Source organism: Pseudomonas sp. NFACC04-2, assembly GCF_900119265.1.
GTDB classification, from domain to species: domain Bacteria; phylum Pseudomonadota; class Gammaproteobacteria; order Pseudomonadales; family Pseudomonadaceae; genus Aquipseudomonas; species Aquipseudomonas fluorescens_AA.
The window spans coordinates 58389-76458 of sequence record NZ_FPJC01000017.1; the positions used below are offsets into that span (position 1 = coordinate 58389).

Here is an 18070-nt window from a genome sequence, read left to right on the forward strand (position 1 = left end):
TATTGATGTTGACTGACACATCGCTATCGCGAGCAAGCTCGCTCCCACAAGGGTTCTTCTTCAATCCAAACCCGTAGCAGACACAAGAAAAAGACCGTGCCGACATGTCAGAACCGACCTTACTGAACAAAGAAATCCGCGATTGGCTGATGGACTGCGGTCTGTTCGACCAGTTGCTGCCCGTCGACTTCGCCGCGGCGTCGGGCTATTTCAGCATCAGCGCCATCGCCCAGGGCGAAGCGATTTTCCGCGAGGGCGATGCCGGCAGCTTCATGTGCATCATCCACACCGGCCAGGTGGCCGTGCAGAAAACCGGTCCCGACGGCCAACCCGTGACCATCGCCACGCTGCGCAGCGGTCGGGCCTTCGGTGAAATGGCCGTGCTCGACGGCGAACGGCGCTCGGCCAGTTGCATCGCCGCCAGTGATTGCCAGTTGTTGAACCTGGGCAAGGACTCCCTGGAAAAAATGCTCAACGACGCCCCCAAGATCGCCGCCAAGATCATCCGCGCCCTCGCCGTCTCCCTGTCCAAGCGCCTGCGCATGGCCGATGGGCAGTTGTTGTCGCAGCAGGTCTGACAGCCAGCCCCCAATACCTGTGGGAGCGAGCTTGCTCGCGATGGCGGCGGATCAGCCAGCATTGAAGTCGACTGACGCACCGCTATCGCGAGCACGCTCGCTCCCACAGGTTATTGCATCGTCCTGTCGACTTATCCCCCCGGCGACTTGGCCTTCACCGGCTTCGGCTCCATGCCCGGTATCGGCTGGTCCTTGGGCGGTTTGGGCATTTCAATGGGCGGCAGCAAGGGCGGCCCACCGCTTCCAGTGCCCGCCTTGGGCACACCGTTGGGCGTGACCGGCGGATACGGCATGGGGGTGGCTGTGCCCGGCGACCCAGGGATGCTGGGCGGGTTGACCGGAATCGTCGGTTGTTGAGCCTGGGCGCAACTTATTGAGAGCGCCGCCAGGGCAATGGCCGTTAGAATGATGCACTTCATCAATGGCTCCGTGGCTATTGTCTGCTTTAAGGCTAGTCGTTACTGCGCGGTTTGCCCTCCTACGAGATTTCCATGAAACGTTTCGTTCTGCTCGACACCACACCCATCCCTGATAACGGCGGTGCCCTGTGCCTGTTCGAGTACGGCGAAGACTTCGTGATCAAGATCCAGGGCGGCGACGGCGGGCAGTTGATGAACACGCGCATGCACGGTTCCGAAGACGCCCTGGCAGAGATTCCTTGCCGCAAGGTCGCCGGTCGTCCTGGCTCGCGCGTGCTGATCGGAGGCCTTGGCATGGGCTTCACCCTCGCCTCGGCCCTCAAGCACCTGGGCAAGACCGCCGAGGTGGTGGTGGCCGAACTGGTGCCCGGTGTGGTGGAGTGGAACCGTGGCCCCTTGGGTGAAAAGGCCGGACGACCGCTGGCAGACCCGCGCACGGTGATCCGCCTGGAAGACGTGGCCAAGGTGCTGCAAGCCGAGCCCCAGGGGTTCGACGCGATCATGCTCGATGTCGACAACGGCCCGGAAGGCCTGACCCAGAAAGCCAACAGCTGGCTGTATTCGGCCGGTGGCCTGGCTGCCTGCGCCAAGGCCCTGCGGCCCAAGGGCGTGTTGGCGGTGTGGTCGGCCAGCGCTGACCGGCAGTTTTCCGACAAACTGAAGAAAGCCGGCTTCAAGGCCGAAGAAGTGCAAGTCTTCGCCCACGGCAACAAAGGCACTCGCCACACCATCTGGATTGCCGAGAAACTCAAGGGCTAAGCTAAACTGTGCCCAACCGTCATCAGTCTTTTTTACAAAGGTGAACCCATGAGTTCGTCAACGCCACCGTCCAACACCGCCAAGCTGGATCGCATCCTCGCCGATGCCCAGCGAGACCGGGAGATGGGCTACCGCGACAAAGCCCTGAAAATGTACCCCCATGTCTGTGGGCGCTGCGCCCGTGAGTTTTCCGGCAAGCGCCTGAGCGAGTTGACCGTTCACCACCGCGACCACAACCACGACAACAACCCCCAGGACGGTTCCAACTGGGAACTGCTGTGCCTGTACTGCCACGATAACGAGCACTCGCGCTACACCGACCAGCAATACTTCGGCGACGGCTCCCTGAGCACCCCGAAAATCGCCAAGGCGACCCACAACCCCTTCGCCGCGCTGGCCGGGTTGATGAAGAAAGACGAGTAATTTACAGCTGTCAGGCCGCCATCGCGAGCAAGCTCGCTCCCACAGGTTTTGTGAACGCCGAAACTCCAATGTGGGAGCGAGCTTGCTCGTGATGGCGATCAAACAAACACCACACATCTCGAACCTGACCACCCTCCTCCATTCCCCGTATAATCGCGCCTTTTCCCCAAAGGCACCCCGCCCGTGGCCAACAAACGCTACAGCTGCATCGGTCTGTTCAACCCCAAGTCACCGGAAAACGTCGGTTCGGTCATGCGTGCCGCCGGTTGCTACGGCGTGGCGTCGGTGTTCTACACCGGCAAGCGCTATGAGCGCGCCGCCGACTTCGTCACCGATACCAAGAAAGTCCACTACGACATCCCGCTGATCGGTATCGACGACCTGAAGAAAATCCTGCCCCTGGGCTGTGTGCCAGTGGCTGTGGAACTGGTGGAAGGCGCTCGCCCTCTGCCCGAATACACCCACCCGGACCGGGCGCTGTACATTTTCGGTCCCGAGGACGGCTCACTGGACAAGGACATCCGCGACTGGTGCGAGGACGTGGTGTACATCCCTACCACCGGTTGCATGAACCTGGCTGCCACCGTCAACGTGGTGCTGTACGACCGCATGGCCAAAGGCAACAACACCCGTTCGGGGCCGCAATTCCGCTGATCGGTGCAAAACTCGATTGAACAAGGCAATCGCTCGGGCAGTCAGTTTTATACCAACCCCATACTGGAGACAGATCATGAGCGATAACAATCCGTTCGAGCCGATCGAGAGCACCCCTTTCCAATCCCATCCGCCACAAAACGTGCACGGCTGGGAACGCATTGGCTCACTGGCCGGAGGTGTGCTGATGATGGGCAAGGGCTTGCGACGTGGCGGAGTGATCGGTCTGGCTCAACTGGCAGTCGGCGGCCTGGCACTGGCGCGTGGGATCACCGGGCATTGCTCGGCCAAGAGCCTGCTGGAGAAGAATCGCCAGAATCTGCACAGCGCCCGCGCCCGTATCGAGGAGGCCGGTGAGGAACTGAGTCGCTTGAAGGCCAATGCCGAGGCAGCGACTGGCACGGCGACGGTGACCGGGAATGACTCGCTGGTTTCGCCGAAGGTTGGGCTCTGATTTTTGCAGCGCCGCTGATGGCCTCATCGCGAGCAAGCTCGCTCCCACAGGTTTTGTGAACGCCGAAGATCCAATGTGGGAGCGAGCTTGCTCGCGATGGCGGGTCACTGAAGTAACCGGCTATCCAGCACAGTGGAGGCCCCACCCAGAACGCTCTCACTGAGCTGCACAAACTCCTTGGTATCGACCGTCTCCAACCGCATCGCCCCCTGCAACACATCATCCAGCGAACGCTTGTTGCGGGTTTTCAGGCGAATCTCGCGGTCCAGCTCCTGCAGCAGCAACACCGCCTTGGCCACCGTCGCGGGATTGACCTGTTCGCCACGCAGGGTCGTGACACTGCGGCTGTCCCGGGCGAGTCGGTCATTCAGGACCTGATAGCGTTCGTCGCTCATGCCGCCGGCGCGGCGTAGCAGTTCAATGGCGTAGTACTCGGTCAGCCCCTCACTGATCCAATCGCTACGATCCTGATCGTTGACCCGGGCCAGCGCCTGCACCAACTCCCGCAACAACGGGCTGCTGCCCCGCTCGCTGATGAGCGGCGGACGGCTGTGCAGGTAAATCGAGTCATGGCCGGCCTGGGCACCCCGCCACAGCGGATCGCCGGCGCCGACGATCAGCAACTTGGCCGGATGACGCGGCACCAACGCTTGCACCTGCGGCCAGACGAACGTCAGCAGCGTCAGCACATCCATCCGGCGCATGCCCTGGCCTTGGGGCGAGGCCACCGTCACTTCGGTTTCGCCCAGGCGTGTGCGGCGGCTGCCCAGTTTGCCGGCGAGCATCCAGCCGGTGGGGCGGTCGAACAAACGTGAGGGATTGTCGATGCGAAAGCGTTGTTTGCCGATGCGCGGCCAGGGGGTCTCGATGCTTTTCCAGCCGTCGGGCAACTCCACCTCAAGACGGGCCACCAGTTCGACGCCATCCTGCTGGTCGAGCTTGGCCGCCGGCACCAGATCGTCGCCGCTTAGCAACGCCCACGTCGGGGTCATGCGGGTTTCGAAGGTGGCGTTCTTGCGGGCATGGCTGATGCGCACACGGTAGCTCAGGCTGGCCTTGTCGGTGGCCGGACGCCAGACGCCACGCGCCTCCTTGCCAGGGGTGAGCTGCCATTGGCCGTCAGCCTTGAAATCGCTGTAGCGGCTGCCGTCGCCGAGGTCGAAATCCAGGCTGCGCACCGCCGCCCCCCGGGCCAGGGTCAGGCGCACTTCGGCCTGATCACTCTGAGGCAACAGGTGCACGTGATAATCCAGGTCGACTTTCTGCGCCGCCCACAGCGGCCCGCACACAGCCAGCAGCCCGGCCGCCAGCATCCGTTTCAATCCTGCAGCCATGGGTTCTCCCTGCTGGTCCGCCGCCCGGTGGTTCAGCCGGCGCGGAAAATCAGATGATCTTCCCAATCGTCTTCCGACACGCTGCCTTCGGCCAGCATGCGCCCGGACTGGGAAATGCGTTCGTGGTGCACGGCCTCTCGATCACCGCAGACCAAGTGATGCCACAACGGCAAGTCCTTGCCTTCGCTGACCAGCCGATAACCGCAGGTCGGCGGCAGCCATTTGAACTCATCGGCCTTGCCCGGCGTGAGCTGGATGCAATCGGGCACGAACTCACGGCGATTAGGGTAGTCGGTGCACTGGCAGGTGTTCAGGTCCAGCAGTTTGCAGGCGATGCGTGTGTAGTAGACGCTGTTGTCGTCTTCGTCTTCGAGCTTTTGCAGGCAGCACAGGCCACAGCCGTCACACAGCGATTCCCACTCCTGTGGATCGAGCTGATCGAGGGTTTTGCGTATCCAGAACGGTTCGACTTTGGCGGCCATGGCTCAAGCATCAACATCAGGTGGTGAAAGGCCGACAGTCTAGTGCCGGGACCTCGCCAGGCCAAGCATTGGCGACTGTCGGTAGGCAGGGGCTTGTCAGGCTGGGCGGCGGGACGTAGGTTGCTGCATTGTCTTTCCAAACTCGAGTCAGGTGAGCCCATGAGCGCCAATTCCCGCATTGCCGATTACGAGATCCACCCTCAGTTCATCGAACGCTGGTCGCCCCGCGCGTTTACCGGCGAAAACATCGCCGAAGAAACCTTGTTGAGCTTCTTCGAAGCCGCGCGCTGGGCCCCTTCAGCCTACAACTCACAGCCATGGCGTTTCTTGTATGCACGGCGCGACACGCCGAATTGGGAGCGTTTCCTGGGTTTGCTCAACGAGTTCAACCGCGGCTGGGCCCAACACGCCTCGGCGCTGGTGATCGTCGTCTCGAAAACCACCTTCGCGGTGCCCGGTGCCACCGAGGAAACCCCGGCACAGACCCACACCTTCGACACCGGCGCGGCCTGGGGCCACCTGGCGTTACAAGCCAGCCTCAGCGGCTGGCACACCCATGGCATGGCCGGTTTCGACCAGGAACTGACCCGCAAGGAATTGAAGATCCCGGACGGCTACGCCCTGCACGCCGCAGTGGCGATAGGCAAGCTGGGGGACAAATCGACCCTGGCCGAATACCTCCAGGCCCGCGAAGTCCCAAGCCCGCGCCGGCCATTGAGCGAACTGGTGGCGGAAGGCGACTTCACCCTGTAACCGTATTTTGTGACCACTGAAAAACCACTGTGGGAGCTCGCTCGCGATGGCGTCAGGTCAGCCACTTTGATGTTGACTGATACACCGCTATCGCGAGCAAGCTCGCTCCCACATTTTGATCTGTGGCGAACACATTTTTTGTGAGCACTGAAATGGGCTTCAGTAACCCCGGCTGAAATCCACTTCCCCGCGCAGCGCTTCGCCGGCCTGATAGGCCCGCAGGTTTTCCAGGAACAATTGCACCATCATCGGTGGCGAGGTCGGTGCCGAGCTGTGGCCGGTCAGCAGTAGCCCCCAGGCAGTCCAGAACGGATGGCGCTGTGGCAATGGCTCCTGGCGGCAGACGTCGATCACCGCACCGGCCAGGTGCCCGTCCTTCAGGGCTTGCACCAGGTCCGCATCCACCACCGCCACGCCGCGACCGACGTTGATGAACAACCCGCTCGGCTTGAATTGCTTGAACAGGGCCGCGTCGTAGATGTCATGGGTATCCGGCGTATTGGGCAGCAAATTGATCACGTAATCCATTTCGCCCACCAGACGAGGCAAATCCTTCAACGCCCCGACTTCGATAAACGGTGCCAACGTCCTGGCTTCGCTGGCGATGCCATATAGCTGCACGCCGAACGGTACCAGGAACTGCGCCACACGCTGGCCGATATCCCCCGTCCCGACGATCAACACCTTGCGTCCGGCCAAGCCTTGCCCCTGGCGGTTGTCCCACTTGCGCTCAACCTGACTGACCAACCGGGCCAACACCTCGCGCTCATGGCCGAGCATATAGGTGAGCACGTACTCGGCCATCACCTGGCCAAAAATGCCCACCGCACGGGTCAGGCGGTAATCGCGGCTCAAGCCATCGGCCAGCAACGGCGTGATGCCCGCCCAGGTCGATTGCAGCCAGCGGGGCTGGTGGCCTTGACGCAACAGGGTGGCCAGCAGATCAGGCTGGCCGAGCCAGACCGGGCAATCGGTGGCCAGTCGCGACAGTTCGGCGGAATCGCCGCTGGTCAAGACTTCAATATCGGGTGCAGCCTGACGCAGAAGCTGGGCATACACCGCGTGATCGTGTTCGGCAATCAGAACGCGCATGAATCAAACCTTTCAAAAACAGTGCAGACGAGCGCCGGCAGAGTGTCGCTCCATCCCTGCGATCGTCGTCAATAAACCATTCCAGTGTTACAAAAGGCACCCAGGACAGGTGCCCCCACTCCCGTCAGACCGGGTCGTTGCGGCGCAGCAACTCTTCGGGCAAATGCTCGATGTACTCGTCTTCGGCCGGCGGCATCTGCAAGTGATAGCCCTGGGTGTCGAGGTTTTCCAGCACCTTGTTGATGTCTTCCCGAGACAGCTCCCGCTCAGGGCTCAGCACCAGGTCGAAGGCATGGATCGCCTTGCCAAAGGCGGCCATCAAGGGTTCGGGAACACGCTTCAAGGCATCGCTCTTGAGCACATACAGGTACATCTCGTTTTTCTTCGAGCTGCGGTAGATGGAGCAGATACGTTTCAAGGCTGTTCTCCGGCAGTGGCCAGGCTATCGAGCAACGCCTGGCCCATCAATTCGCGGCGCCAGCCACGCAGCGAATCGGGCAATTGATAAGGGCCCTCGGGAAAGCCGCTCTTGATCAGCGCTTCGAGGGTTTTCTTGCGCAGCATCAGCTCCGGGGCAATCTCCAGGCGCTCGGCTTCAGCCTGTCCCAACGCTCGCAGACGCTTGACCAGGGCGGAAGCCTCGATGGGCAACGGCTCGGCCACGGCCGGCGGCCATTGCTCGGGAGGAATGCTGGCGGCGCGCTGGATCAAGTCCAGCAGAAACTGGCCGTCCTGGCGCACGGTACGCGGGTGCATGTCTTCGATCTTCGCCAGCGCGCCGAGGTTATCCGGCTGGGTACGGGCCAGGGGCCACAGCGAATGCTCGCGGATGATGCGGTTACGCGGCAGGTCACGGGCCCGCGCCTCGCGTTCGCGCCAGGCGCACAACTCGCGCAGCACGGCCAATTGAGCGCGGGACAGTTTCCAGGCCAGCTTGGCCTCGCGGTAGACCTCGTACGGGTCGACTTCGCGACGCAGGTTGGCCACCAGTTCGGCACCATCCTCCAGGACCCAGCGGTATTTTTCGTCGGAAAGCTTCGGGCGCAGTTGTACGAAAACCTCTGCCAGATGCACGGCATCCTCTGCCGCGTAGCTGATCTGCGTCTCGGACAGAGGCCGTTGCAACCAGTCGGAACGCGTCTCGCCCTTGGGCAACTCGATGCCCAGCACTTCCTGCACCAGCCGCGAATAGCCCATGGAGAAACCCAGGTTCAGGTAGGCGGCGGCCAGTTGAGTATCGAACAGCGGCGCGGGCAGGCTGCCAGTGAGGCGCAGCAGCACTTCAAGGTCTTCGCTACAGGCGTGCAGCACCTTGAGCACCGCCGGGTTTTCCAGCAGGGCGGCCAAGGGCTGCCAATTGTCGATGGTCAAGGGGTCGATCAGGTAGGCACGCTTGCCGTCGCCGATCTGCAGCAAACCGGCAATGGGATAAAAGGTGTCGACCCGCATGAATTCGGTGTCGAGGGCGACGAATGGCAATTGCTGCCACTCGGCGCAAAACTGACCGAGGCTATCGTTGTCGCGAATCCAGTGAATATCGATGGCCACACGGCTCTCCCTTGAAGAATGGCGCGCAGTATATATCGCCGCTGGCGATTGCGAGCATCCATAGAGCAGCCGCCTGAGAGAAATCGCCTGCGAAAAAGCAAGAATAGTCCTACATCAAGACTTAACCGGTCTTACGCAACACATAAACACGCGTCAGGGCAAAACCGGGCAGGAAATCCTGGTACCAAAGCACGCTGAAACCGGCCTGGCGGAACTCGGCTTCCACATCAGCCTTGTCGGCCAGGCTCTGTCGCGGGGCCTGGCCGATCTTGAGGCGTCCTTCGATTTGCACCGAAACGATCACCGTGTCGCGACTGACCCGATGAAACTCGCGCAACAGCGCCAGACGATGTTCGCTGGCACTGACGTGGCGAAACAGTTGCAGGCAGAGAATACAGTCCACCGCGTTGGCCGACAGCCCGAGGGTGAACGCCGAACTCGGAAAGGTCTTGACCCGCTGGAGCAACGCGTCTCCATGGTGGGTGAGCGCATGTTCGAGCATGTCCGGCGACGGGTCCGCCGCCAGGATCACCCGGTTGGCATGCTCGGCCAGTACCGGCCAGAACCGCCCCGCCCCGCACGCCACATCCAGCACCAGCCCCGGCTCGCCCGCCACTTTCAGGGCATTGCGCACCATGTGCTCGTCGCGCCAGAACGCCAGGCGCAAGCGGCGCGGTGTCGGCCGGCGGCAGATCTGCGCATGTTCCTGGTCATGCTGCCGGGCGAACTCAAGCTCGACGGTGGATGGGGATAACCCGGACATACAAACGGCTCTTGGAAAAGATTTGGATGACAGGTTAACCAACCTTGCGTGAAAAAAAGGTCCAGGCGCTCACTCCCGCGCCAGGACACCGTCGATCACCGCACCACGGCAGTTGGCGAACAGGTCCAGGTCCCGGTTGTAGACCTGGCTGTTGACTTCCAGCAGCCCGAGCATCGAGTGAAACAGGTTGTCCTGGCTCAAGGGCTTGTCCCGGCTCAGTTGCAGGCAATGGGTATCGACCGAAAAGGACTTCTGGTAGCTGTCGGAAAACCAGGCCAGCATCGCCACGTGTTTCTGTTGCTCCGGGGCGAGCATGTAGGGCGTGCCATGGAGAAACAGGTTGTATTCGCCCAGGGACTCGCCATGGTCCGACAGGTACAGCATGGCCGTGTCGACCTTGTCCTGGTTGGCCCGCAGCAGGTCGATCAGGGTCGACAGCACGTGATCGGTGTACACCAGCGTGTTGTCGTAGCCATTGACGATGCTCTCGCGGCTGCAATTGTTCAGCGCGTTGCTTTCGCACACCGGGGTGAAATGCTCGTACTCCTTGGGATAGCGCTTGAAGTACTCCGGCCCGTGACTGCCCATCTGGTGCAGCACCAGTACCGTGTCCTTGTCGAGCGTGTCGATGAAGTGCTGCAGGCCTTGGAGCAGGATCTCGTCGCGGCACTCACTGTTGGCGCACAGGGCCGGGTCCTTGAGATTGCTGACATCCTGCAGCGTGACCCGATCGCAGGTGCCTTTGCAGCCGGACTGGTTGTCCCGCCAGATCACCTCCAGCCCGGCGCGTTTGAGCACATCCAGCAAGCCCTCTTCATTCCTCGCCTTGCTGGCGTCGTAGTTTTTGCGTCCCATGTTGGAAAACATGCAGGGCACCGACACGGCGGTTTCGGTGCCGCAGGAATGCACGTCGGTGAAAGCGATCAGGCCGGCCTCCTTGTCCAGTGTCGGCGTGGTGTCGCGGTTATAGCCGAGGATGCCGAAGTTCTCGGCCCGGGCACTCTCGCCCACCACCAGGACAGTCAGGGATTTGCGGCCGTGGGTTTGCCAGGCCGGGTTGCGGCTCGCGTCTTCGCCCACGGTGATGAACGGCTGCTTGGCCGACGCGACCTGCTCACGCAAGTACCCGAGTGAAGCACCGATGTAGTTGCTCGGCACGACCATCAAGCGCAATTCGTGGTGGTTACGAAACAACGAAGACAGGCCTTGGTAGTTGGCCAGGGCGACCAGGCCGATCACGGCGGCCGAGGCCACGCCGACCAGCAACTTACTTAATAATTCTTTAGGCCAACTACGGTAGTTGATCGGGGTCTTGAACAACAACCAGCATGGCAAGACACCTAATAAGCCGATATAGACAAACAACTTCAGTGACAACAGGTCGCGGACTTCCGTGGCATTGGTTTCGGCGAAGTTGCGCAACATGCCGGCGTCGATCAGTACGCCGTATTGGGCCATGAAATACGCCACGCCAGCGCTGATCAAGAACAGCAACATCAGCACGGGCTTGAGCAGCGGACGGAAGGCCATGAGCGTCAACACCAAATTGAACGCGCAGAAAATCATCAGGCCAAACGCCGCGCACATCAGCAGGCCCCGCGCGTCAGCGGTGGTGATCGCCAGCAAGTGTTGCCAGAGCACGATGTTGAAGCCCACTAACAAAAAGGCACTGGCGGCCAGCGTCACCCACTCGGGGCGCACGGCTTTAATAGTCAGCATGATGGTTGACGGTTTCCTGAAGTTGCTCTTTGAAAAAGAAGTGCCGCAGCAAACATGTGAAAAAATCGTTTCCTACGGCAACACAAACTTTAGGTAGCCCTCCATCAATTTTTCGTGAAAAAGTTGCTGTTAAATAATTATTTAAGGAGCCCGCCAAGCACCTGTTTCAGGCCTGATGCAGATACCAGCGCCAATCCTGCTCCCCGACTTCTCCCATGAACTGACGGTATTCGGCGCGCTTGACCGCCAGATAAACACCCAGGAACGCCTCGCCAAACGCTTGCCGCGCCCAGGCCGAAGCCTCGAGTGCACGCAGGGTGGTGAGCCAGTCGGTGGGCAGCGGATCGATCACCTGGGCATAGCCGTTGCCTTCCACAGGTTTCCCGGGATCGCACTGTTCACGTATGCCGTGATGGATACCGCCCAATATCGCCGCCGCAGCCAGGTAAGGGTTGGCATCGGCGCCGCAGATACGATGCTCGATGTGCCGCGAGAATGCCGGGCCACCCGGCACCCTCAGGCTCACGGTGCGGTTGTCCACGCCCCAGGTCGCCGCCAGTGGCGCGTAGCTGTTGCTTTGGAATCGCCGATAGGAGTTGGCGTTCGGGCAAAACATCAACAGCGAATCGAGCAGGGTGTCGAGCATCCCGCCCACCGCATGGCGCAGCAGCGGCGTGCCGTCGCCGGCTTCACTGGCAAACAGGTTGTGGCCATCGCGGTCCGCCAGACTGACATGCATGTGCATGCCGGAGCCCGCCAAGTGATCGAACGGCTTGGCCATGAAACACGCCTGCATGCCGTGCTTGTGGGCCACGCCCTTGACCAGTCGTTTGTAGCGCACCGCTTCATCCATGGCTTGCAAGGCATCGCTGCGATGTTCGAGGGTGATCTCCACTTGCCCTGGTGCGTATTCGGAAATGGCGGTCCGGGCCGGGATGCCTTGCAGTTTGCAGGCGGCGTACAGGTCGGCCAGGAACGGCTCGATCTGCTCCAGTTCGCGCAAACCATAGACCTGGGTGGCATGCGGTCGTCCACCGTCGGCGTCCCGCGCTGGCTGCGGCCGGCCTTGGTTGTCGCGTTGCGCATCCAGCAGATAAAACTCCAGTTCCGCCGCCATCACCGGGTAATAACCATCGGCCTGCAGGGCCTCGATCACCTGGCTGAGCAAATAACGCGGATCGGCGATGGTCGCCGGTCCACCTTCCTGGGGGTGCATGCTGACCTGCACTGCGGCCGTGGGAATCAACCGCCACGGCATGCGTTGCAAGCTGCCACTGATGGGATAGGCGCGGCAATCGATGTCACCGACGTCCCACACCAGCCCGGAGTTTTCCACATCGTCGCCATTGAGGGTCAGCCCGAGAATCGTACTGGGCAATGGCCGGCCACTTTCGAAGACCGCCAGCAACTCGTCCCGATGCAACAACTTGCCCCGAGGCACGCCGTTGTTATCGAGAATGAACAACTCGAACAGCTCGATATCGGGGTTCTGCGCGAGAAACGCCTGGGCGTCTTGCACGGGTGCAAAAGAAATTTTCGCAAGGCTCATGATAAAGCTCGTATTCCATGTCGGACGGGCGCCAAAACGCCGTCAATGCGTGCTCGCCGTTGTGCGAGCACGATGAGTGATCAACAGGAAATACAGGTATCTGGAGGGCGCGCATGACGGCAATGCCAGAGCGCCCAAAAAGCCAGCTCGGAAGGCAACGCACAAAGGGCTGGGGCCATGGCAGGCGTGAACCGGCCGACCGGATCGACTGCGACGTATGAAGGGTATTGGAATGCCAGGGGCGAACCGTCCATGAGCGCATCACAGGAAACACATCGGGCAAGCGTCCCACGGCATCCTGGACGGTTAAACCTGGATTTGATGGAGCTTGGATCGCTGCAAACTAAACATAGGTAAACAAATCGGTCGTTGATCGACACGTCGTGTTCCCTACATTATCTGTCCCGTTCCCGACCATGAAAGCGCCTGCCTGGCATTCTCTTGGCACCATCGTTCCGTTAGGATCGTCAGCCTGGTTTGCGCAAGATCGCGCAAGGAGCACAGCGAGAGACAGAACGGATGCTGAACAGTAACTCCCTCAGAAAGCTCGACATGCAGGACCTCATGGTGTTTAGCGCCGTGTATGAGCAAAGCAGTGTCACCGGCGTGTCCGAGGCATTGTGCGTCAGCCAGTCAACCGTCAGTTATTGCCTCAAGAAACTGCGAACCTGTTTCGAAGACGAACTGTTTATCAACACCCGCACCGGCATGCGCCCCACCTACAAGGCCGAGGGCATGTACGATCATGTGCGCGGCATTCTGCAAAGCATCAACCTGTGCCATGCCGGCAGGCCAACCTTTGATCCGACCCGGCAAGCCATTACCTTCAATATCTGCGCACCGGAATATTTCGAACACCTGATCCTGCCGCAACTGCTGCAAGGCTTCGATTACGCCAATCTGCCGGTGGTGGTGAACGTGCACAAGCTCGAAGCCGACATCCCCGCCGAAGAGTTACGCGATGGCAGCTTGGACCTGGTGATTTGCTTCGGCCCGAACTTCCACAGCAACCATACCGATTTCAGATCCCGGCAGCTGTTGCAGGAGGACCTGGTCTGCGTCGTGGATAAACGGGCGACGCCGCTTGAGACGCAACTGAGCCTTCAATCGTTCCTACAGCGCCGCCACGTGTTTCCGACGCCCTGGGCGTCAGCGACCAACATGGTGGATGGCTGGCTGTCGCAGCAGGCGCAACACCGGCAAATCGCCGCTCGCGCCAACAGCTACAGTGCCGCACTGAAGATGATCACTGGCACCGATTTCATCCTGACCCTGCCCCGCCGCATCCAGAAACTGCTGGCCAACGAGGCGATTTTCAATCACCACGAAGCGCCCAGGGGGCTGCCAGGGTTTACCTTGAACATGCAGTGGAGCCTGGCCCTCGATCAGGACAGTGCCAACGCCTGGCTACGCGAACAGATCATCAAGGCCTGCGCCCAAGCGACGCCTGATCGTCATTGACCGATCAAGGCCTTGGCATACGGCTCGCGATCGATGTCGAGGATCTCCACGCATAGCTGCACGCTGACCTCGGCCGGCCATGGCCCCAGGTCCTGGATCACCGCCAGCAGACTATCGGCCAATTGTTTCTTGATTTGCGGCGAGCGTCCGCTGAGCAAGGCCAGCTTCACGTGCACGAAACCTCGCTCGCCTATCCCTGTACCCACTCGAAAAGTCTCGAGCTTCACGGCCCGGCTCTTGATGTCGTGCTCGGCGGCAAATTGACCGGAGGCCACCAGTGCATTGTTCAGGCGCAGCAGTGCGACCTCGGCCTTCAGCTCGGGCAGGTTGGCGGTGTACTCCATGTGCAGGTGAGGCATGTGTTCGACTCCGATTCGAAAATATGACGAGGGTGTTTCAGCCGTCACAACCTTACCTCGACTTTATTCGTTCAGGCAGGTTTTGTTTCGTCCCAGGCCGGTGTCAGGGCTCTGCCAGGGGCATGCGTTCGCCCATGAAGGCCTCCAGCCGCGACCGCAACCAGCGCTCGGCCGGGTCACTGTCGACATGGCTCAGCCAGACCATGGACAAATCCAGGGTCGGGGTCTTGAAAGGAAAGGGTTCGTTGAACAGGTGTCCCGAAGCGGCCATGGCGACGGCGGTATAGTCCGGCAGGCTGGCGATCAAGTCGGTGCCGGCCAGCAACGCCGGCAATGCGCTGTATTGCGGCACCGACAGCACGACCTGGCGCGTGCGTCCGATCTCGGCCAGCCATTCATCAGCGAACCCGGCGACGTTGGCGGTATGGGACACCAGCACATGAGGTCGCGAGCAGTATTCGTCCAGGGTCAGCGGCGTATCCGATGCATCGGCACGCAATACGCGGGGTTGAATGTGTCGCAACAGTTTGCGCTTGGCGTTGGCCGGCAGGCCGCGCGTCTGGCTGATGCCCACGGTGATGTCGCCTGAGGCCAGCAAATCAGGGATGCGCCAGTAATCGACATGCTGGACCACGAACACGATTTGCGGCGCCTCTTGCCGCAGGCTGCTCAACAGCGGCGGCAACAGGCCGAACTCGACGTCGTCCGACAGGCCGATGCGAAACGTCATGGTGCTGTTGGCGGGATCGAAATCGTGGGTCAGGCTCAAAGCCACCGACAGCGAATCGAGCGCCGGCGAGAGATGCTGGATGATTTCCTCGGCCCGGGCCGTCGGCTCCATGCGGTGGCCGACGCGAATGAACAGCGGGTCGTTGAACATCTTGCGCAAGCGATTGAGGGCCGAGCTGATGGTCGGCTGGCCCAGGAACAATTTTTCCGCTACCCGCGTCACGTTGCGCTCAAGCATCAACGTTTCGAAAACCACCATCAGGTTGATGTCGGCCTTGCGCAATTCGTTGCGGTTCATCCCCTGCCCCCGTTTCCTTCACTGGCTGCAGTGTAGAAACGCCGGGGGCTGCGCGTCTATGCGCAAAAAGGCGAAGCACCTGTGTAATACCGCCAAAGAGTTGGTCCTTGATTCCACGCGGGGCAGTAGGAGCTGCCGAAGGCTGCGATCTTTTGCTTGAGACGCAAGCGTCTTGGGAAAGATCGCAGCCTCGTTGCACTCGACAGCTCCTACGGGCGCGGTCCAGTGAAGCAATCGCTGAGCCAAGTGAAGAAGACCTACCTTACAGTCAATGATTTCAGTCCCAGCGCCATGACTCGCTCGTCGCTCCCCAACCCCAGCGCCTTGGGACTGATGGCATCAGGCAAATGGAAATGCACGCGCAACCGTCCATCCGCGCCAATCGTTTCACGAATGGCCGGTGTCAGCGGCAGTTCAAGGGTGTTGTCCTGCAGGCGCGTGAACTGCGTCGACAGCGCCTCAACACCGTTAATCAAGACCTCCACCCGCTGGCGCGCGTGCGTGGGCTGCACGAACGCCGCCGCTTCGATCGAAATGGCGCGCGCTTCTGGCGGTATGCGCAAAACAACCTCCGCCTCGGGCCCTTCCGACCAGGTACCCCACTCCTCGACGCGCCCCCAGCCCTCAGCCAACATGGCGTTGATTCGGCTGAACACCTGGCGCTCACCGAGCTTGACCTGCATGTCCAACGTCTCGTCGGCAAACGGCGGGCATTGGCCGCAAGTTTTCCAGCCCGGCGCCAACACCACGAGGCCGTCGATACGGGTCAACAGGTCGGTTTGGCGATTGACGGTTTTCGCCGCCTGGAGCGCGGCGCGAGGGTCGAGGATGTACAGCGAATCGGCTGCGTACTGGCCGCTGGCAAGCATCTGATCGGCGTGTCCCTGGGCTCGCTCGATCGCCCGGTCGCTCATGCGTCCCAGGTACACGCCATCGGTTTCCAGGCCATGGTTCAGGGCGTACTGGCTGGTCAGCAGCCAGTTGTCCGGCTGGTTCTGCGGCAACAGCGTCCGGACTTTCGAATACTGACGGGCCGCGCTGGCCCAAAACGGATCGGTCATGGCCGTGGGCCAACTCGAGGCCGCCGGCACCATCCGGCTCTGGCGCAGGCCGGCCCATCCCGCGCGGGTATCCAGCACTTGCACCACCAGGGCGATGGCCAGCAGACACGCCGCTGCCCGTGGCTGGTTGCCGCGGATCACCGCGAAGATGACGACAAATACGATGGCGTAGAACACGGGCCAGAACATTCGGCCGGCCGCGCGAAAGACGTTTGCCAAGAGTTCAAGGGGTTTGGGCAGCCAGTAGTGCATATTCAGCATGCCAATGCCGAGGTGGTTGGTCAGCGAAAACAGCGTCAGCCCAATCAATGCCAACAGCAACAGTCGCCTGTGGCGCACGGCATTCGCCAAACCGGTGTTGCCTTGCAGCAATGCCACGCCAGCGCAGATCGCCAGCATGATGACGCCCAACCCCAGGTAATTGAAACCTTCGTAGTCCCCGGGGCCCTGGGGCATGTCGCGCAAGGTGTGTGACCAGCCACTGGGGTTGACCAGAGACATCACGTTCAGGCGATACAGCCCATAACCACCCGCCACGGTCCCGCCACCCACGCTGAAATAACCCGCCTGCCAGCAGCAGAACGCAACCAGCAAAAACAAGCCACCCAGCTCGATCCAGGCATGGCGCCGGGACACCCGGCCCTTGCTGGCCTGGCTGGCAAGGTCGGCCAGCCAGATCAACGCCACCATGGCCAACAGGTAAGCGTGTACCAGCGCTGTGGCGGCCAACAGCCCGCCCCAGGCCAGCCGGCGTTTTTGCACGCCGGGCCGCAGCGCCAGGTACAAGGCCGCGAGGATCAGGAAATGCCCGGACAGCGATAGATGCCCGCCCATGCGCAGAAACATCGGCGGCGAAAACACAAGCAACCCGGTACCCAACAGCCTGATCCACAGCGATGACGTCAGCAGGCCGACCAGTTTCCAGCCGAACCAGGCTTGCAGGATGAAACAGGCCAGCAACCACAGGCCAAAATACTGGAACGTCTCGGGAAGCCAGGCGTTGAAGGGTTTGAACACAAATGCCAGCAGCGGATTGGAGTCGGAAAAAATGATGCCGTTGCCCAACTCCAACCCATAGGAAGGGTTCATGCCCAACGGAAAGGTCCAGGGCGAACTGCGGAAAAACGCCCAGCCCATGTAATGGGTCGCCGCATCGCCCTCCCCCAACCAGGCGATGTTCGTCGGATCCAGCACCCGCGGGCCGATCACCAGCAGGAACGCCAGCGTACCCAGCAGTATGGGCAACAAGGAAACCAGGTGATGCTTGCCGCGAACGGTCATCGATACGTCCAGAAATTATGCAGGATGAAGGTGAACACCGGGATGATCAGCGCCACGGCCGCGATGCCCGCCAGGTAATCCAGGCCGACACGTTGGGCTACCCATGCCACCAGCATCGCCAGCCAGAATCCGCCGATCGATACCACGACGAAACGGCCGAGGGTGCGGCCATGCAAGCGGCTGGAAAAGCTCCAGAGGGTGTTGATCAGGTACGACACCACCGTCGCCACGACAAAGGCGAAACCGTTGGCCAGTGGCGGGTTGGCCAGGATCAGGTGCACAAACAGCACGGCAGCCACCACATGGACAGCGGTGACGAACAGGCCGGTCATGGCAAAGCGCAAGGCACGTCGC

General features: G+C 61.2%; 20 protein-coding genes. 7 read left to right on the forward strand and 13 right to left on the reverse strand.

Annotated features, from left to right (window positions below; genetic code table 11):
• Positions 1-104: 104 nt before the first annotated feature.
• On the forward strand, positions 105-578 hold the full coding sequence (locus BT125_RS20840; RefSeq protein WP_072409850.1) for a cyclic nucleotide-binding domain-containing protein: 474 nt from the start codon (positions 105-107) through the stop codon (positions 576-578).
• A gap of 131 nt (positions 579-709) precedes the next feature.
• Here the strand turns inward: BT125_RS20840 and BT125_RS20845 are convergent, their stop codons facing one another.
• A complete protein-coding gene (locus tag BT125_RS20845) occupies positions 710-997 on the reverse strand; it encodes a hypothetical protein (protein ID WP_046062927.1) in 288 nt (95 codons plus the stop codon).
• 72 nt (positions 998-1069) lie between these two features.
• Between BT125_RS20845 and BT125_RS20850 the strand changes: the two genes are divergently transcribed.
• The 4 genes from BT125_RS20850 (at position 1070) to BT125_RS20865 (ending at position 3287) form a co-directional block, all read left to right on the forward strand.
• Entirely contained in the window at positions 1070-1756 is a 687-nt protein-coding gene (locus BT125_RS20850; RefSeq protein WP_072409852.1) for a spermidine synthase, read from the forward strand.
• A gap of 48 nt (positions 1757-1804) precedes the next feature.
• A complete protein-coding gene (locus BT125_RS20855; RefSeq protein ID WP_003184246.1) occupies positions 1805-2179 on the forward strand; it encodes a YajD family HNH nuclease in 375 nt (124 codons plus the stop codon).
• Between the two features lie 183 nt (positions 2180-2362).
• Entirely contained in the window at positions 2363-2833 is a 471-nt protein-coding gene (locus BT125_RS20860) for an RNA methyltransferase (protein WP_003198862.1), read from the forward strand.
• Positions 2834-2909: 76 nt separating this feature from the next.
• Positions 2910-3287, forward strand: coding sequence for a YgaP family membrane protein (locus BT125_RS20865; protein ID WP_072409854.1), 378 nt, complete (start codon positions 2910-2912; stop codon positions 3285-3287).
• 104 nt (positions 3288-3391) lie between these two features.
• Here the strand turns inward: BT125_RS20865 and BT125_RS20870 are convergent, their stop codons facing one another.
• Together BT125_RS20870 and BT125_RS20875 are read right to left on the reverse strand one after the other, a co-directional pair.
• Positions 3392-4621, reverse strand: coding sequence for a M61 family metallopeptidase (locus tag BT125_RS20870; protein ID WP_072409855.1), 1230 nt, complete (start codon positions 4619-4621; stop codon positions 3392-3394).
• A gap of 32 nt (positions 4622-4653) precedes the next feature.
• Complete coding sequence (locus BT125_RS20875; protein ID WP_072409857.1) at positions 4654-5103, reverse strand: YcgN family cysteine cluster protein; 450 nt, start codon at positions 5101-5103, stop codon at positions 4654-4656.
• Between the two features lie 159 nt (positions 5104-5262).
• Between BT125_RS20875 and BT125_RS20880 the strand changes: the two genes are divergently transcribed.
• A complete protein-coding gene (locus tag BT125_RS20880) occupies positions 5263-5856 on the forward strand; it encodes a nitroreductase family protein (RefSeq protein ID WP_072409859.1) in 594 nt (197 codons plus the stop codon).
• 159 nt (positions 5857-6015) lie between these two features.
• On the opposite strand, the gene BT125_RS20885 is transcribed toward BT125_RS20880, so the two are convergent.
• The 6 genes from BT125_RS20885 to BT125_RS20910 all read right to left on the reverse strand — a co-directional run bounded on the left by BT125_RS20885 (position 6016) and on the right by BT125_RS20910 (position 12512).
• Positions 6016-6948 carry a D-2-hydroxyacid dehydrogenase gene (locus BT125_RS20885; protein ID WP_072409861.1) on the reverse strand — a complete coding sequence of 311 codons (933 nt, stop codon included), beginning with the start codon at positions 6946-6948 and terminating at the stop codon, positions 6016-6018.
• Positions 6949-7072: 124 nt separating this feature from the next.
• Positions 7073-7366, reverse strand: a complete 294-nt coding sequence (locus BT125_RS20890) for a YcgL domain-containing protein (protein ID WP_053120094.1) — start codon at positions 7364-7366, stop codon at positions 7073-7075.
• Positions 7363-8496, reverse strand: coding sequence for a ribonuclease D (gene rnd, locus BT125_RS20895; protein ID WP_060738742.1), 1134 nt, complete (start codon positions 8494-8496; stop codon positions 7363-7365). Before rnd ends, BT125_RS20890 begins: the two co-directional genes overlap by 4 nt.
• A 121-nt stretch (positions 8497-8617) precedes the next feature.
• On the reverse strand, positions 8618-9259 hold the full coding sequence (locus tag BT125_RS20900; protein ID WP_072409864.1) for a class I SAM-dependent methyltransferase: 642 nt from the start codon (positions 9257-9259) through the stop codon (positions 8618-8620).
• A gap of 69 nt (positions 9260-9328) precedes the next feature.
• Complete coding sequence (locus BT125_RS20905; protein ID WP_072409865.1) at positions 9329-10978, reverse strand: phosphoethanolamine transferase; 1650 nt, start codon at positions 10976-10978, stop codon at positions 9329-9331.
• Positions 10979-11144: 166 nt separating this feature from the next.
• On the reverse strand, positions 11145-12512 hold the full coding sequence (locus tag BT125_RS20910; protein ID WP_170866859.1) for a glutamine synthetase family protein: 1368 nt from the start codon (positions 12510-12512) through the stop codon (positions 11145-11147).
• A gap of 534 nt (positions 12513-13046) precedes the next feature.
• Between BT125_RS20910 and BT125_RS20915 the strand changes: the two genes are divergently transcribed.
• Positions 13047-13988, forward strand: coding sequence for a LysR family transcriptional regulator (locus tag BT125_RS20915; RefSeq protein ID WP_072409869.1), 942 nt, complete (start codon positions 13047-13049; stop codon positions 13986-13988).
• On the opposite strand, the gene BT125_RS20920 is transcribed toward BT125_RS20915, so the two are convergent.
• The 4 genes from BT125_RS20920 to BT125_RS20935 all read right to left on the reverse strand — a co-directional run bounded on the left by BT125_RS20920 (position 13982) and on the right by BT125_RS20935 (position 18048).
• Positions 13982-14347, reverse strand: coding sequence for a 5-carboxymethyl-2-hydroxymuconate Delta-isomerase (locus BT125_RS20920; protein WP_072409871.1), 366 nt, complete (start codon positions 14345-14347; stop codon positions 13982-13984). The two genes, BT125_RS20915 and BT125_RS20920, sit on opposite strands and share 7 nt — an antisense overlap.
• A gap of 103 nt (positions 14348-14450) precedes the next feature.
• Positions 14451-15374, reverse strand: a complete 924-nt coding sequence (locus BT125_RS20925; protein WP_072409873.1) for a LysR family transcriptional regulator — start codon at positions 15372-15374, stop codon at positions 14451-14453.
• Positions 15375-15631: 257 nt separating this feature from the next.
• A complete protein-coding gene (locus BT125_RS20930; protein WP_072409875.1) occupies positions 15632-17716 on the reverse strand; it encodes a DUF6311 domain-containing protein in 2085 nt (694 codons plus the stop codon).
• Positions 17713-18048, reverse strand: coding sequence for a GtrA family protein (locus BT125_RS20935; protein WP_072409984.1), 336 nt, complete (start codon positions 18046-18048; stop codon positions 17713-17715). Before BT125_RS20935 ends, BT125_RS20930 begins: the two co-directional genes overlap by 4 nt.
• Positions 18049-18070: the final 22 nt, after the last annotated feature.

What these genes read in the sequence shown, in the direction of transcription:
- BT125_RS20850 (WP_072409852.1), top strand. Translation starts at nt 1,070, where the DNA reads ATGAAACGTTTCGTTCTGCTCGACACCACACCCATCCCTGATAACGGC.
- BT125_RS20930 (WP_072409875.1), bottom strand. Translation starts at nt 17,716, where the DNA reads ATGACCGTTCGCGGCAAGCATCACCTGGTTTCCTTGTTGCCCATACTG.
- BT125_RS20840 (WP_072409850.1), top strand. Translation starts at nt 105, where the DNA reads ATGTCAGAACCGACCTTACTGAACAAAGAAATCCGCGATTGGCTGATG.
- BT125_RS20935 (WP_072409984.1), bottom strand. Translation starts at nt 18,048, where the DNA reads ATGACCGGCCTGTTCGTCACCGCTGTCCATGTGGTGGCTGCCGTGCTG.
- BT125_RS20875 (WP_072409857.1), bottom strand. Translation starts at nt 5,103, where the DNA reads ATGGCCGCCAAAGTCGAACCGTTCTGGATACGCAAAACCCTCGATCAG.
- BT125_RS20880 (WP_072409859.1), top strand. Translation starts at nt 5,263, where the DNA reads ATGAGCGCCAATTCCCGCATTGCCGATTACGAGATCCACCCTCAGTTC.
- BT125_RS20865 (WP_072409854.1), top strand. Translation starts at nt 2,910, where the DNA reads ATGAGCGATAACAATCCGTTCGAGCCGATCGAGAGCACCCCTTTCCAA.
- BT125_RS20855 (WP_003184246.1), top strand. Translation starts at nt 1,805, where the DNA reads ATGAGTTCGTCAACGCCACCGTCCAACACCGCCAAGCTGGATCGCATC.
- BT125_RS20925 (WP_072409873.1), bottom strand. Translation starts at nt 15,374, where the DNA reads ATGAACCGCAACGAATTGCGCAAGGCCGACATCAACCTGATGGTGGTT.
- BT125_RS20920 (WP_072409871.1), bottom strand. Translation starts at nt 14,347, where the DNA reads ATGCCTCACCTGCACATGGAGTACACCGCCAACCTGCCCGAGCTGAAG.
- BT125_RS20915 (WP_072409869.1), top strand. Translation starts at nt 13,047, where the DNA reads ATGCTGAACAGTAACTCCCTCAGAAAGCTCGACATGCAGGACCTCATG.
- BT125_RS20870 (WP_072409855.1), bottom strand. Translation starts at nt 4,621, where the DNA reads ATGGCTGCAGGATTGAAACGGATGCTGGCGGCCGGGCTGCTGGCTGTG.
- BT125_RS20885 (WP_072409861.1), bottom strand. Translation starts at nt 6,948, where the DNA reads ATGCGCGTTCTGATTGCCGAACACGATCACGCGGTGTATGCCCAGCTT.
- BT125_RS20845 (WP_046062927.1), bottom strand. Translation starts at nt 997, where the DNA reads ATGAAGTGCATCATTCTAACGGCCATTGCCCTGGCGGCGCTCTCAATA.
- BT125_RS20900 (WP_072409864.1), bottom strand. Translation starts at nt 9,259, where the DNA reads ATGTCCGGGTTATCCCCATCCACCGTCGAGCTTGAGTTCGCCCGGCAG.
- BT125_RS20905 (WP_072409865.1), bottom strand. Translation starts at nt 10,978, where the DNA reads ATGCTGACTATTAAAGCCGTGCGCCCCGAGTGGGTGACGCTGGCCGCC.